This is a genomic window from Ureibacillus endophyticus (assembly GCF_003628435.1).
Taxonomy (GTDB): domain Bacteria; phylum Bacillota; class Bacilli; order Bacillales_A; family Planococcaceae; genus Ureibacillus; species Ureibacillus endophyticus.
Genome location: NZ_RBZN01000015.1, coordinates 20,299 through 34,838, shown reverse-complemented (window position 1 = coordinate 34,838; position 14,540 = coordinate 20,299). Strand labels below are relative to the sequence as shown.

General features: G+C 34.0%; 15 protein-coding genes. 7 read left to right on the top strand and 8 right to left on the bottom strand.

What is annotated here, in order from left to right; all coding sequences use genetic code 11:
* The first annotated feature begins 62 nt into the window (after nt 1-62).
* Nucleotides 63-482, top strand: coding sequence for a FosM family fosfomycin resistance protein (gene fosM, locus D8M03_RS08060; RefSeq protein WP_121214255.1), 420 nt, complete (start codon nt 63-65; stop codon nt 480-482).
* 41 nt (nt 483-523) lie between these two features.
* Here fosM and D8M03_RS08055 read toward each other — a convergent pair whose 3' ends face one another.
* From D8M03_RS08055 to D8M03_RS08040, 4 genes are all read right to left on the bottom strand, one after another.
* A complete protein-coding gene (locus D8M03_RS08055; RefSeq protein ID WP_121214254.1) occupies nt 524-1,054 on the bottom strand; it encodes a hypothetical protein in 531 nt (176 codons plus the stop codon).
* 286 nt (nt 1,055-1,340) lie between these two features.
* Complete coding sequence (gene cysC, locus D8M03_RS08050; RefSeq protein WP_121214253.1) at nt 1,341-1,943, bottom strand: adenylyl-sulfate kinase; 603 nt, start codon at nt 1,941-1,943, stop codon at nt 1,341-1,343.
* A 17-nt stretch (nt 1,944-1,960) separates the two neighbouring features.
* Nucleotides 1,961-3,100: a sulfate adenylyltransferase gene (gene sat / locus D8M03_RS08045; RefSeq protein ID WP_121214252.1), complete on the bottom strand. Its 1,140-nt coding sequence runs from the start codon at nt 3,098-3,100 to the stop codon at nt 1,961-1,963.
* A 560-nt stretch (nt 3,101-3,660) separates the two neighbouring features.
* The gene (locus D8M03_RS08040; RefSeq protein WP_121214251.1) at nt 3,661-4,362 is read right to left on the bottom strand and encodes a phosphoadenylyl-sulfate reductase; all 702 of its coding nucleotides are present in this window, start codon (nt 4,360-4,362) and stop codon (nt 3,661-3,663) included.
* 677 nt (nt 4,363-5,039) lie between these two features.
* Between D8M03_RS08040 and cysT the strand changes: the two genes are divergently transcribed.
* From cysT to D8M03_RS08010, 6 genes are all read left to right on the top strand, one after another.
* Nucleotides 5,040-5,876, top strand: coding sequence for a sulfate ABC transporter permease subunit CysT (cysT, locus tag D8M03_RS08035; RefSeq protein WP_121214250.1), 837 nt, complete (start codon nt 5,040-5,042; stop codon nt 5,874-5,876).
* Between the two features lie 15 nt (nt 5,877-5,891).
* Complete coding sequence (gene cysW, locus D8M03_RS08030; protein ID WP_121214249.1) at nt 5,892-6,770, top strand: sulfate ABC transporter permease subunit CysW; 879 nt, start codon at nt 5,892-5,894, stop codon at nt 6,768-6,770.
* A gap of 11 nt (nt 6,771-6,781) precedes the next feature.
* Nucleotides 6,782-7,852 carry a sulfate/molybdate ABC transporter ATP-binding protein gene (locus D8M03_RS08025; RefSeq protein WP_121214248.1) on the top strand — a complete coding sequence of 357 codons (1,071 nt, stop codon included), beginning with the start codon at nt 6,782-6,784 and terminating at the stop codon, nt 7,850-7,852.
* Between the two features lie 286 nt (nt 7,853-8,138).
* On the top strand, nt 8,139-9,188 hold the full coding sequence (locus D8M03_RS08020; protein ID WP_121214247.1) for a sulfate ABC transporter substrate-binding protein: 1,050 nt from the start codon (nt 8,139-8,141) through the stop codon (nt 9,186-9,188).
* Between the two features lie 295 nt (nt 9,189-9,483).
* On the top strand, nt 9,484-9,630 hold the full coding sequence (locus D8M03_RS08015; protein ID WP_121214246.1) for a YezD family protein: 147 nt from the start codon (nt 9,484-9,486) through the stop codon (nt 9,628-9,630).
* A gap of 201 nt (nt 9,631-9,831) precedes the next feature.
* Complete coding sequence (locus D8M03_RS08010; RefSeq protein ID WP_121214245.1) at nt 9,832-10,920, top strand: glycosyltransferase; 1,089 nt, start codon at nt 9,832-9,834, stop codon at nt 10,918-10,920.
* A 49-nt stretch (nt 10,921-10,969) separates the two neighbouring features.
* Here the strand turns inward: D8M03_RS08010 and D8M03_RS08005 are convergent, their stop codons facing one another.
* From D8M03_RS08005 to D8M03_RS07990, 4 genes are all read right to left on the bottom strand, one after another.
* Nucleotides 10,970-12,058, bottom strand: coding sequence for a polysaccharide pyruvyl transferase family protein (locus D8M03_RS08005; protein ID WP_170148404.1), 1,089 nt, complete (start codon nt 12,056-12,058; stop codon nt 10,970-10,972).
* 26 nt (nt 12,059-12,084) lie between these two features.
* Entirely contained in the window at nt 12,085-13,119 is a 1,035-nt protein-coding gene (locus D8M03_RS08000) for a glycosyltransferase family 2 protein (RefSeq protein WP_245987508.1), read from the bottom strand.
* A gap of 22 nt (nt 13,120-13,141) precedes the next feature.
* Nucleotides 13,142-13,606, bottom strand: a complete 465-nt coding sequence (locus D8M03_RS07995; RefSeq protein WP_121214243.1) for a hypothetical protein — start codon at nt 13,604-13,606, stop codon at nt 13,142-13,144.
* A gap of 77 nt (nt 13,607-13,683) precedes the next feature.
* Nucleotides 13,684-14,172 (bottom strand): alpha-helical endospore appendage domain-containing protein, encoded by a 489-nt coding sequence (locus D8M03_RS07990; RefSeq protein WP_121214242.1) that lies wholly within the window; start codon nt 14,170-14,172, stop codon nt 13,684-13,686.
* Nucleotides 14,173-14,540 lie beyond the last annotated feature (368 nt).

The window sequence follows — 14,540 nt, the reverse complement described above, 5'->3', positions numbered from 1 at the left end:
TTGGAACTTTTTGATAATATCCGTCGTAATAGAAGAAACGCATATTTATTGGAGGATATACGATGGTAGTTAAAGGTATTAACCACTTTTTATTCTCAGTATCCAATCTAGAGGAATCAATTGAGTTTTATCAAAATGTATTCGATGCAAAATTATTAGTGAAGGGAAAGCGAACTGCTTATTTTGATTTAAGTGGGTTATGGCTTGCGCTAAATGTAGAGGAAGATATACCACGTAATGAAATTAAACAATCTTATACTCATATCGCTTTTACCATAGACGATTCAGAATATGAGAATGTGTACGATAGGCTAAAGAAAATGGATGTAAATATTCTTCCAAGTCGTACCAGAGATGAAAGAGATAAAAAATCAATTTACTTTACAGATCCTGATGGCCATAAATTTGAGTTTCACACAGGTACGTTGCAAGATCGAATCGATTATTACAAAGAAGAAAAACCATATATGGAGTTTTATTGATAATAAAAAACAAACCAGATGAGGATCTGGTTTGTTTCATTTTAAAATTCAACTTTTACAGGATGATCCTCTGTGTAATCATAATCGTCCCATGAGAATACATGTAAAATCATTTCAAAGTTCTTTTCGAATGCAGGGAAGTCATATCCTTCAAATTCACTTATCGTTAATGTTGCCTTAGCTGATTTGCCTGGTGCAACTTCTTGACTCATCGATAATAAGGTTTCATCAACCATCACATCATCAACAGAAACACTATTTGCTTGCACTTCAATACTATCTTTACGTTTGTTTGTTACGTCAAAAACAACCTCAACTGTATTACCCCAAACGTCATCATTTTTCTTAACTATTTTCACTAAAGTTGCTTTTATATTATCATTATCTACTATTAATTGGTTTAATTCTTTTTCGTCATTTGTTGTAGCTTCTTCAGTTTCTTTCGTAGCATCGTTTTCTGTGTTCTCTGTATTATCTTTTACCTCACCACCAAGGTTTTCTTCCGTTGTATCACCACATGCTGCGAGCCCAAGTGAGAAAATAAATGCCGTTAGCAAAATAAATTTCTTCATATGAAGTACTCCTTTGTTTTTTGATTATTATGTGCAGCGAAAAGTGAATCATACTAGAAATAACCTTGGTGAAAACTGCATGATAATTGATAAATTGACCATCATAAGAAGAATGGATTTAATGATTAGGTGGTGAACTAGAATGTTGAAGAAATTTTTAGAATCCTTTAAACATGTTCCACATATGTATGAATCATTTTTTCATTTTTAAGTATGATAAAACAGTAATTTTGCAGCAAAACAAAATAAAATGCCATCCGCTTTTAAAAGGATGGCATTTTTAAAATTAATTCTTTAAGATATATTCTTTATCTACTAAAAATTCAATAATTTGGTTAGCACATTCTTCAATAGAGAATTTTTCACTATCTACGACTAATTCAGGGTTAGCTGGAGCTTCATATGGTGCACTAATGCCTGTGAAGTTTGGAATTTCACCTTTACGAGCTTTGTTATAAAGTCCTTTAGGGTCTCTGCGTTCACATTCTTCAACGGAACATTGTACGTACACTTCAATGAACTCGTTGTCTTCAACAAGTGCTCTTACAACATTTCGGTCTTCTCTGTATGGAGAAATGAAAGCTGTTAAAACGATTTGACCACTCTCAACGAAAAGTTTAGATACTTCACCGATTCGGCGGATGTTTTCTTTACGAGATTCTTCATCAAACCCAAGATTTTTATTCAAACCGTGACGGATATTATCGCCATCTAAAACGAAAGATTGGTTACCTTGTTCAAATAATTTTTGGGCAACAGCATTCGCAATGGATGATTTACCTGATGCAGATAAACCAGTAAACCATAAGATAAAACTATGATGTTTATTTTTTTCTCTTCTTTGTTCTTTGCTTATTGATGCTTCATGCCAGACGATATTTGTACTCAAAATCCTACACCTCTTTATTATGAATGAACTTCTTGACGTAAACCTTTGATTAATACTTCCACTACTTCTTTACGGCTAAATGTGCTTGGTGGAATTTGTCCGCTTCTTAACATTTCACGTACTTTTGTACCTGATAGAATTACACGTGAAGATGCATCGTGTGGACAAGTTTTTGTTGTTGCCATACCTTCACAAGCTGTGCAGTAGAAGCTATGTTCAAATTTTAATGGTGTGATGCCGATTTCTTCAGGAGCAAATTGTTCGAAAATCTTTTGAGCATCATACGTACCGTAATAATCGCCAACACCAGCGTGATCGCGACCTACGATGAAGTGTGTACATCCATAGTTTTTACGAACAAGTGCATGGAAAATTGCTTCTCTTGGACCTGCATAACGCATAGCAGCTAGGAAAACACCTAATTGTACACGTTCTTTTGGATAGTATTTGTCTAGTAATACTTGATAGCTTTCCATACGAATTTCAGCAGAAATATCATCTGATTTTGTTTCACCAACAAGTGGGTTTAAGAAAAGACCATCAACGATTTCTAAAGCGATTTTTTGAATATATTCATGAGCACGGTGAACCGGGTTTCTTGTTTGGAACCCAACAATTGTGTTCCATCCTTTTTCTTCAAAGATTGCTCTAGTTTCTTTTGGTTCGAAAGTGAAAGCAGGGAATTGCTTTGGTGCTTTTTTAATTAATGTTGTTTTACCACCAACATACGTATTTGGACGATCAAATAATTTTTTAACACCAGGGTGGTTGATGTCATTTGTTCCATAAACTAATAAAGCTTCTACATTTTTATCAGGTGAATAGATGTCACTGATTTCGATTAATCCATATACTTCACCATCGAATACTAATTTTGCTTTTTCTCCGATTGTTAATGTAGCTGCTACATCTTCTGTAACTGGTAATGCAATTGGAATACTCCAAACAATACCTGAAGCAAGACGCATTTTTTCGACTACACTTTCGTAATCTTCTTTAGAGAAAAAGCCTTCGATTGGGCTATATGCGCCAATACCGATTAATTCAAGATCACTTAATGCAATCGCATCAAGCTGAATTTCTTTTTCTAAATTTTCTAAAGATGCATCCGGATTGTAAGAATAAACTAATTTGCCTCCATGGGGTTGAATACTCATTGTAAATTTCCTCCTAAGTTGTGTTGTTAATTTATAGTGTTAAACGAGTTTAGGCGAGCCTAAGCCGCTTTCGCTTTTCTAATTGTCTAGCTGCGAACGCTAGCTCTTCGACAACTTCGGTGCTGCCAGCAAGGACAAAAAGCGTCCTTTTGTCAGCCCCTCCAGTTGTTGTCAGAGCTGGGCGAGCGTTCTCCGCTTTTCTAATTGTCTAGCTACAGCGGCTAGCTGCTCGAAAACTTCAACTTCCTTCTACGCATGCAAGCATGCTTGGCGGAAGTCTCCAGTTTCTTTCACGGCTGATCGAGCCCACGCCGCTTTACTTATTGTCTAGCTGCGAACGCTAGCTCTTCGACAACTTCGGTGCTGCCAGCAAGGACAAAAAGCGTCCTTTTGTCAGCCCCTCCAGTTGTTGTCAGAGCTGGGCGAGCGTTCTCCGCTTTTCTAATTGTCTAGCTACAGCGGCTAGCTGCTCGAAAACTTCAACTTCCTTCTACGCATGCAAGCATGCTTGGCAGAAGTCTCCAGTTTTTTTCGCAGCTAAGCGAGCCGCTTTCGCATTTCTAATCATGTAAACCACATTCTGTTTTATTAGAACCTGACCATCTTCCTGAACGTAAGTCATCCATTGTAAAGGCAGGTTTTGTACAGTGTAGACAACCGATACTTGGATAACCTGTGTCATGTAATGGGTTATACGTTAAGTTGTGTTTACTTACGTAGCGCCACACGTCTTTCCATGTCCAGTGAATAAGAGGACAAATTTTAACAGATTCGAATTTATTATCTTTGTTTATAAAGTTTACATGTGCTCTTGTTTCGGATTGATCACGGCGCAATCCGGAAATCCATGCTTTTGCACCAGTAAGTGTTTCTCTTAATGGAACTAATTTGCGGATATCGCAACATTTGTTTGGATTTGTTTTCCATAACTCATCACCGTATTGTGCAGCTTGCTCTTCAAGAGTAATGGCAGGCTTTTTAAGCACGATATTTAGTGAAGGATAGTTTTCTTTTACACGTTCAATTGTTTCATAGGTTTCTTTAAAATGAACGTCCGTGTCTAGGAATACAATTTTTGCGTCAGGTTTTACTTTTGAAATTAAATCAATAAGTACAATCCCTTCGATTCCAAAACTGCATGCATAAACTACTTCTTCGCCATAGTGGTTGTAAGCCCAGTTTAATACATTCAAAGCGCCTTTATAGGTATCATCCACTTCAAAATCGACTTGTGAATCATTCCAAGTGCTATAAGTAAGCATAAAATTCCCCCTTTTAATAGAAAAAGGCGCTTTAATGCCATAATAAGTACAATAATATCGCATTAAAACACCTCTAGTTGTCTAGTCAGCATTTAAAATATTAAAATGAAAAATTCTTATAATTCACTTTATTATTATTTTGTATTTAAAGTATACTATATAACTAGAAATAGTCAAATATAATTTTAAACAGCCATTTATATAAGAAACAATTAGAATTTTATAAAAAAACAGATTATTTTTCAATTCCTTGTTGACTTATCGGATATATTTGTTTAATGTGTTTTTAAGAAATAATATTCCGAACATGAAATATTAAAAACTACATATCTAACTGATCAGACAAACTGAAGGTTACAAGTTTTTTTCTTACATACATAGGGAGAAGCATGTAATCTTTTATTTTTTTTTAAGGGAGTTAGACAAAGGAATCAGACAAAAATTTAATGGCATCCACTTAATTAAAAGGGTGAATGGTTGAGTTACCTATTTCAGTAAAGGTCAGAATTTTTTGAACTATTTACTGTTGTCCGCGCAATGGAGAAAGGAAAGAGCAGTTAAGATTATTTTGGAGGGTGGCACAAGTCTATAAAACCAACCAAACAGATGAGATTAAGAGAAAATGTGCTGATATGAAATGCATCATTACTGTAAAGTGATTTTTAGGGGAGGTACTTATGGAACTAACATTAAAAAAACGTAATAAAAAGACAATAATACCTGGGTTTTCATTAACCCTTGGGTATACGATGCTTTATTTGAGTATTATCGTAATCTTGCCATTATCAATGATATTTTTTAATACTTTCTCAATGAGCTGGAGCGAATTTTATGAAACAATTTCACATCCACGGGCAGTTGCTTCTTATAAGTTAACACTAGGCACAAGTCTAGGAGCAGGTTTAATAAATGTAGTATTTGGAACAATTATCGCCTGGGTATTAATTCGATACGAGTTTCCAGGAAAAAAAATTGTTGATGGTCTTGTTGATCTGCCATTTGCTTTGCCGACTGCAGTTGCAGGTATCGCTTTAGCAACACTATATTCCCCAAATGGTTGGGTTGGCCAATTTTTTGATTTTAAAATTGCTTATTCGCCACTAGGAATTATTATTGCACTAACATTTATTGGTCTGCCTTTTGTTGTTCGAACAGTGCAACCAGTTTTGCAAAATTTAAGCAGTGAGGTTGAGGAAGCATCGGCGAGTCTTGGTGCAAATCGTATTCAAACGTTTACGAAAGTTATTTTTCCAGAATTATTGCCAGCCATGATTACAGGGTTTTCTTTAGCTTTCGCCCGCTCTCTAGGTGAATATGGTTCTATCGTATTCATTGCAGGGAATATTCCAATGAAAACAGAGATTACACCATTAATAATAATGACGAAATTGGAACAGTACGATTATGTTGGAGCGACTGCTATTGCTACAGTAATGCTTATTGGATCTTTCCTGTTTCTATTTATTATTAACATCATCCAATGGGTTACGAATAGAAAATTCAATCAGCATTAAGGAGGAGAAGATGATATGACGAAACCAATAGAGGTAAAACAAGATGCCCCTATAGTTATAAATCGTACAGCTACAAAGTCTTATGCTTTGCAGGAATCTGCCATTGTTAAATGGTCTCTAATAACAATATCATTATTATTTTTAGCTTTATTTTTAATTTTACCTCTTATCACCATCTTTGTAACAGCTCTAGAAAAAGGTTGGGATACCTATGTTGCATCGATTACTCATCCAGATGCTTTAGCGGCAATAAAATTAACTCTTACAGTTGTATTAATCGTTGTTCCGCTAAATACCATTTTTGGTGTGGCAGCAGCATGGGTAATAACAAAATTTAATTTTAAGGGGAAAAATTTATTAATTACCTTAATTGATTTACCATTTGCGGTTTCTCCAGTTATTGCTGGTTTAATATTTATTTTGTTATTTGGTGCACAAGGATTATTTGGAGATTGGTTATTCGCAAATGATATTAAGATTGTCTTTGCTTTACCGGGTATTCTTTTAGCGACAATCTTTGTAACGTTTCCATTTGTTGCACGTGAATTAATTCCGTTAATGCAAATGCAAGGAGTAACAGAAGAAGAAGCATCTATTTCATTAGGTGCTAGCGGTTTTAAAACGTTTTGGTTAGTCACATTACCCAATATCAAATGGGGATTATTGTACGGAATCATTTTATGTAATGCACGGACAATTGGAGAATTCGGTGCCGTTTCAGTTGTTTCCGGACATATTCGAGGCTTAACTAATACGATGCCTTTGCATATTGAAATTTTATATAACGAATATCAATTTACTGCGGCATTTGCAGTAGCATCCTTAATGTCAATTTTAGCGATTATTACAATCATCATTAAAAATATTATCGAGTGGAAAGCAAAAGAAGTGTAGGGGGTAAATAAATGAGCATTCAAGTTCAAAATGTTTCAAAAAGATTTGGTTCGTTTCAAGCATTAAGTGATATTTCTATTGATATCGAATCAGGTGAATTAATCGCATTATTAGGTCCATCAGGTTCAGGAAAAACTACCCTTTTACGCATCTTAGCAGGTTTAGAAGGATTAGACGAAGGCGCTATTTTATTTGATGGTGAAAATATTACAGGTGTAAGTCCGAAAGAACGTAAAATAGGATTTGTATTCCAACATTATGCTTTATTCCGTCATATGACAGTATTTGATAATGTTGCATATGGTTTAAAAGTACGCCCTCGAAAAGAACGTCCATCGAAAGCAGAGATAGCAAAAAAGGTAAATGAATTATTATCACTTGTAAAATTAGATAATTTAGCGGATCGTTACCCATCACAACTTTCAGGGGGGCAACGTCAGCGTGTTGCTTTAGCTAGAGCCCTTGCAGTAGAACCAAAAGTGTTATTGCTTGATGAACCTTTTGGTGCGTTAGATGCGAAGGTACGTAAAGAATTACGTCGCTGGTTACGTAAGCTCCACAATGAGTTCCATGTAACAAGTATCTTTGTTACTCATGACCAAGAGGAAGCATTGGATGTAGCGAATCGTATCATTGTGATGAATAACGGAAAAATTGAACAAATTGGAACACCAGATGAAGTATATGAAAATCCAAAAAGTCCATTTGTATATGACTTTTTAGGGAATGTGAATCTATTTAGAGGAAGATTACACAACGGAAAATTAACACAAGGTCAATTTGAAATTGATGTACCTACTTATTTGGATTCTCATGAGGAGGCAGTGGGCTACGTTCGTCCTCATGATATTCATATTGAAAAAGTGCAAACGAGCAATGATACAGTTGCAGCTACCATTGTTCATATCCATCTTTTAGGTCCTGTTGTTCAAATTGAGTTAAAACGCGATGATATTGATGAATATTTAGAAGCAGAAGTAACAAAAGAGCACTTCAATCAGTTAGGGATTAAAAAAGGGGATATAGTATATATCCGTCCAAAACAATTGAAAGTGTTTATACCAGAGGATTTTTCAATTTAATATTTTAAGATAAAAAATTTTTCAGAAAATTATTGACATCCATCCTTTTTATGGTATAGTAATCTTACCAACTTAATAGGAATTAAATTTTGCATTACAAGACTGATTAGAAAAACTAAAGGTCGCTATATTCATACATTTGATATAGTGACCTTTTGTGTTTTCGTATCACACAAATCAAAATGTAATTTCTGCTTTACCAAAGGAAAAGAAAACAATGTCATCCATTGTTTCTTAAAACCTACTAAATTAATAAGTCAAATGAGAATTAAGGGAGAGAAGACAAATGAAGAAATCTAAGAAATTATTATTACCATTTTTAATCGCTACATCATTATCGGTATTAGCAGCTTGTGGAGGAAGCGAAGAGAAAGCTGAAACATCTGGAGATGCGAAAGATTCAAAAGAGTCTGTTGAATTATTAAACGTATCCTATGATCCTACACGTGAGTTATACGAAGAATATAACAAAGCGTTTGTAAGTCATTGGAAAGAAGAAACTGGTCAAGATGTAACATTCCAACAATCACACGGTGGTTCAGGTAAACAAGGACGTGCAGTAATCGATGGTTTAGAGGCAGATGTTGTTACTCTAGCTCTAGCTTACGATATTGATGAAATTGCATTATCTCGTCAATTATTAAACGAAGATTGGCAAACAGAATTCGAAAATAATTCTTCACCTTACACGTCTACTATTGTATTTCTAGTTCGTAAAGGCAATCCAAAAGGCATTAAAGATTGGGACGATTTAGTGAAAGATGGGGTATCTGTTATTACACCAAACCCTAAAACAAGTGGTGGTGCACGTTGGAACTACTTAGCTGCTTGGGCATATGCTGGTGAAAAGTTCAACGGTGATGAAGCAAAAATTAAACAATTTATGAAAGATTTATATGGCAATGTTGAAGTATTAGACTCTGGTGCACGTGGCTCTACAACAACATTTGTTGAACGTGAAATCGGTGATGTATTAATCGCTTGGGAAAATGAAGCTTACCTTTCTTTAAATGAATTAGGAGAAGACAAATTTGAAATTGTAACTCCTTCATTAAGTATTTTAGCAGAACCACCTGTAGCAATTGTTGACAAAGTGGTAGATAAAAAAGGTACTCGCGAAGTGGCCGAGGCTTACTTAGAATATTTATACTCTGATGAAGGTCAAGAAATTGCAGCGAAAAATTACTACAGACCTCGCAATGAAGAAATTTTAGCGAAATATAAAGATCAATTCCAAGATTTAAACTTAATTACAATTGATGAGTTTGGTGGCTGGCAAGAAGCACAAAAAAAACACTTTGCTGATGGTGGAACATTTGATGAAATCTATCAATAAAATATAAGATTAAAAACCTGATAATTGAGGTTCTAAAGGTCGCTATTTCAATAAAATGAGATAGCGTCCATTTATTAAAAGTTAAGGGAATAATCTGAAAATTAAATTTAAAAAATGAATTCACTAGAAAACTAGAGATTCAGCCATTATACTCATGCATCATACTGTATATAGGTTGAATCTTCTTTTTTATTCATAAATCATACTAATTTTATGTGAATAATGGAGATGGGTGTTTTCGTCGTGGAGCTGAAAAGGACTTAACCAAAATAACTTATAGAAAGGAAAATGTACAATGAGTAAGAAACAAGAAAATATTGAATTAGCTTTAAAAAATATTGAAAAAATGATTTCTACTTTAAGTTATGGATCCATTACGGTGGTTATTCAGGATCAACATGTTGTGCAAATTGATAAAAATGAAAAAATCAGGCTTAAATAAGAAGTGAAAAAGAGTTAATTGAGGGGCTGTGTTAAAAGTCAAAGTACTTTTTAACACAGCCTTTCTGTCTGCGGTGATCATAGAGAAAGCGGTAGCGTCAGTCACAGGTTGCTGTCATAAAAGAACATTTCAGACGGCTCCTTTCACCCTCCTATATGGGTTCGCATATACTAATATGATTCTATTTTGGATGGTGAAAAGATGCTGACAATTAGTTTGTGTATGATTGTTAAAAATGAAGAAGAAGTGCTGGAACAATGTTTAAGTAGTGTGAAGGATATTTGTGATGAAATTATAATTGTAGACACTGGTTCGACGGATAAAACGAAAGAAATTGCTTACCAGTTTACAGATAAGGTCTTCGATTTCGAATGGATTGATGATTTTTCAGCAGCAAGAAATTTTGCATTTAGTAAAGCTTCAATGGATTATATTTTTTGGATGGATGCAGACGATATTGTATCAGAAGGGGATCAGGAAAAGTTTAAAAAGTTAAAAGCAGAATTGCCAGATAATGCTGATGCAGTGTCTATGCTTTATCATATTGCTTTTGATGAATATCAAAATCCAACATTTAGCTTTAGACGAAACCGACTAGTCCGTAGAGAGAAAAATTTTAAATGGCATGGTGCGGTTCATGAATACTTAGAAGTTGCTGGCAATATTGTGGCATCTGATGTTGCGATTACCCACCGTAAAAAGGATAAACGTAAAGGGCAAGTACCGAGTGATCGAAATTTAAAAATCTACGAGAAACGTTTAGAACGAGGAGACACGTTTACTCCAAGAGATTTATTTTACTATAGTAATGAGTTAAAAGATCACGGCCAATATGAAAAGGCAATTGAATACTATAATAAGTTTCTTGATACGAAAAAAGGTTGGGTAGAGGATCAAATCCGTGCTTGTATTAATATGGCAACTTGTTATCGCATGTTAGGAAATACGGAAAATGAAATTGAAGCACTGATTAAATCCATTATGTATGACGTACCTAGACCTGAGGTTTCATGTCGAATGGGTGATTTATATAAAGAGCGAAGACTATATGAAAAAGCAATCATTTGGTATCAGCTCGCTTGCCAGGTAAATCCTGAAGATATTCCAGGATTCAGACAAGAAAGCTATTCTACATGGTACCCATATTTGCAACTTTGTGTTTGTCACTGGCATATTGGAAATCATGAGTTAGCAGTTGAATATAATAAAAAAGCAAAAGAATATCGACCAAATGATCCAAGTGTACTGAAAAATGAAGAATTCTTTAAAGAATACTTTGCAGAAAAGTAGTCTTCCAAATGAAAAAGAAGCGCTAACCATAAAGGTTGCGCTTCTTTTTTTATTCTAGAAACAGGTTATTCTTAAAAGGTTCAATTATACGAGCGTAATAAGTCTCTCTCACGTCATTCATCTTATTTTTAAGGGTAGAAGAATTGACTGATATGTCTTGTTCTAAACGTAAAATTTGTTCATCAATATCAACATCATCTGTCGCGATAATATATTTTTCAAGGTCAATGGATTTAATAAAATCAAATACTTTGAAGCGGTATCCTAAGGCGATGAATGGAACATTGGCTGCTAATGAGAGGTAGTTGGGATGAAGTTTGAAATTAATTGTAAAAGTAAAGTTCTTTAATATTCCTAACAACTCATTGTGGGAATAAAGGGTTTTATCGAGGATTACATTTTCTGTTTTATTCAGTTTTGAATAAAGTCGATCCATTGCTTCATAGTCACTTTGCCAAACCGTATATAAATAGATTGTATAGTCTTTTTCAATAAGCTGATTTAGCGCATTGGCTAGCTGATCTTCTACTTTTAGCTCATCTTGACCATATATATTATTGAAACTTGTTCCCCAATTCACTCCTATAGTTTTTTTGCCCTGGATTTCAGGAAGTATTTTTTGGGGGACTTGATGATTTAACAAGAATGCGGAGTCTCCACTGATGTGTAATTTATCCGTTACACCGTATTGCCCCAATATCTTAAATGTCAGCGGGCCCCTTACACCAGCCCAAACACTTTCGTGAAATACCTTTTGTACTTTTGATTTCCAGAAATCCGTACTATCAAGTGGAATTTTTTCATTGTTTTCTAATTGTTGAATATAAGACTTGGGAAGCCAATCGATTCCAGTGCCCCACATCATAATTTTTTTATTTAATAGTAGACATTGATGTAAATACTCAATGATATACGGGTGAACGATATTATTCTTTCCATTTAATATAGAGCCCCCACCTAATACGATCAGGTCAAAATCATCTATCCGTACATTTTTTAAATATTTATGCTCGATATTAACACAATCTAGTTTAAAGGAATCTCCCAATGTAGCGAATTGTTCTTTAAACAAATCGTACATTAATTCATCCCCTAGATTTTTATAGCCGATCCAACCGATATAAAGTACATTTTTCACAAACATTGCTCCTTGAAGACATCCAACTACAAATCACTTTCTGGAACTTTCATTGCTATATAACATAATTGTTTATAATGTTTTGCTTTAAAGCTACCTGCACCCTTTGTAATAAGGTAGTCTTTATGATGTTCCCCAAGCTCCAGACATTTATCAAATGAAGCTATTGCAGCTGGATAATTTTTTATTTGAAATAAAAAAAGCCCCTTTAAAAAATGAAGATCTACATAATCTGGGTAAAGAAGAAGAGCTTTTTCAATACTAGAACTAGCAACTTCAAAGCTACCCGTCTCAAATAAAATATCATATTTCAAACGGTATAAAAGTGCAGGAGGTGTATACCCTTGCCGTAAAAATCCTAAAATTGATTTATTTAAATAGTTAAAAGCTGTTTGATATTCTTTTAACCGATAAAATTCACTTGCTAAATGATATTCAATCCATGGACTATGAGAACTGTCTTGATATTCTTTAAAAAGGGCCTGTAAATTCCTTTGAGATTTATTTCGTTGGTCTGTAATTTTTTTGATATAACCATAATGATAAATTTCAGTATCAATGCTTACTATATCATTTGATGGTTCGAGTGGTTGCGGTAGTTGAGGTGTTTCGTGAATTCGATTAGTAAATTGTATACCTGCATGATTACGAAATAGTCGTGGCTGGTAATAGATAAAAGCATCTTCTTCTTGTATGGGTAGAGAATCACCGTAATAATTGACAATAGGCATAAAAATCATTAACTCATTTGTTTGTTGTATTGCCTCTTGTATTAATTTCGTTTTTTTATCTTCCAATTTTTCATCAGCATCTAACCATAATATCCAATCACCATTAGCCTTTGATAATCCATAGTTTCGGGCATCTGCAAAATGATCATTCCATTCATAAGAAAAGACAGAAGCATTATATTTCTTACAAATGTTAATCGTTTGATCCGTTGAGCCCGTATCCACAATAATAATCTCATTAACTAACTTCTGAACACTTTGTAAACATTGTTCAATTAAGTCTTCCTCGTTTTTAACAATCATACAGAGTGAGATTGTTTGCGTTGTCATTCAATCATCCCATCCGTTAAAATTAATAATTCGGTGGTTTCCAAGGAGGAGAAGGTTTTTTCAAAATAATGATTTTAACAGAGGAAGCAGGGTAATAGTTCAGAATCTGAGAGATAATATTGTTGCATAACAGTTGATTATCTAAATGGACAAAATGATGTTGCTGGATAAGGCGCTGTAACTTTTTTATTAATAAATAAGTATTATTGCTTTCAATTGAATCGTAAGTAAAAATATCATCTGATAAAGATATTACCTGATTATAGAGATAATGCCGATAAAACAAATACATATGCAGTTTTTCAATTAAGAGTAAAGATTGTATAATCTGTTTTTCAGTTAAATTTCTTTTTTTTTCTGAGGGAATTGCATAAGAATAGACAAAAAAGTATTTTGTTATAAATTGGATAAATGACTGTATAAAATGGTAATGATTTTCCACCGTTTTCATGACTTTCTTTTCATCGAAACTATGATTTGTGTGCAATGATTCAACTCCTCTCCTAAACATTTCCTCACGATTCATACAATGTTAATCTGCAAAAGCGGTACAGGCGCTTACTTCTAACACTTATTATTCTTTTCTTTATTTTTATCTTTCTCTTTCTCTTTTTCTTTGTCTTTCTCTTTCTCTTTACTTTGACACTTCGAACAAGTACAAGGGATTACATTTGTGTCCTTACAGTTATTATTTTTTTGATTATCACATTTTTTCTCGCATTTTTGAGAGCATTTGTCTTTATCTTTTGAATCGCTCTTTTCATGACAAGCCTCATCATCAATCGAAATAACTTCTTCTAACTTAAATTGAAGTAATGTTTGAGAACTGACAATTGATCGCAGCATCTTATTGACGCTTGCATTTATCTTTATATAATCTTCAACGTTACAAGGGTCCTTTTTTAAGAAATGTTGTATTTTTTCCCCTTCTGCATTCAAAATATGGGATAAACCAATCTCCTCTAATGCGATCGATGCAAGTAATAAATTGATCGTTTCACAACGGGTTAGTGAGATTTTTGGAGTTATGTTAGGAATAGTAGGTAATGACATATAGATCCTCCAATCCATTTTGGCCTTTGCCATGATAAATGACTAAGACGTTCTTTATAATATATGAGTTATGGAGTAATTGGTGCCTAGTTATTTGAAATTGGAGTGGATATAAAATCAGTTTTTGAAAACTCTTTTTTATCGGAAAACTAGAGCTGCTTGAACAAATTTGTGTTATGTAATGCAAAAGTTTTCTATGAAATCTGAGCACACTGCTGCGATTTCCCTTTTTAAAAGATTTTGTTTCACTAAAGGATCTATAAGTGAAAGTAAGCTCCAATTAAATAAATTTTATTGCACTAATTTTTTAGGAAAATAAAATGCGTGTAGACAAAGTATAAATGCAACTTTATCTACACGCTTGGAAG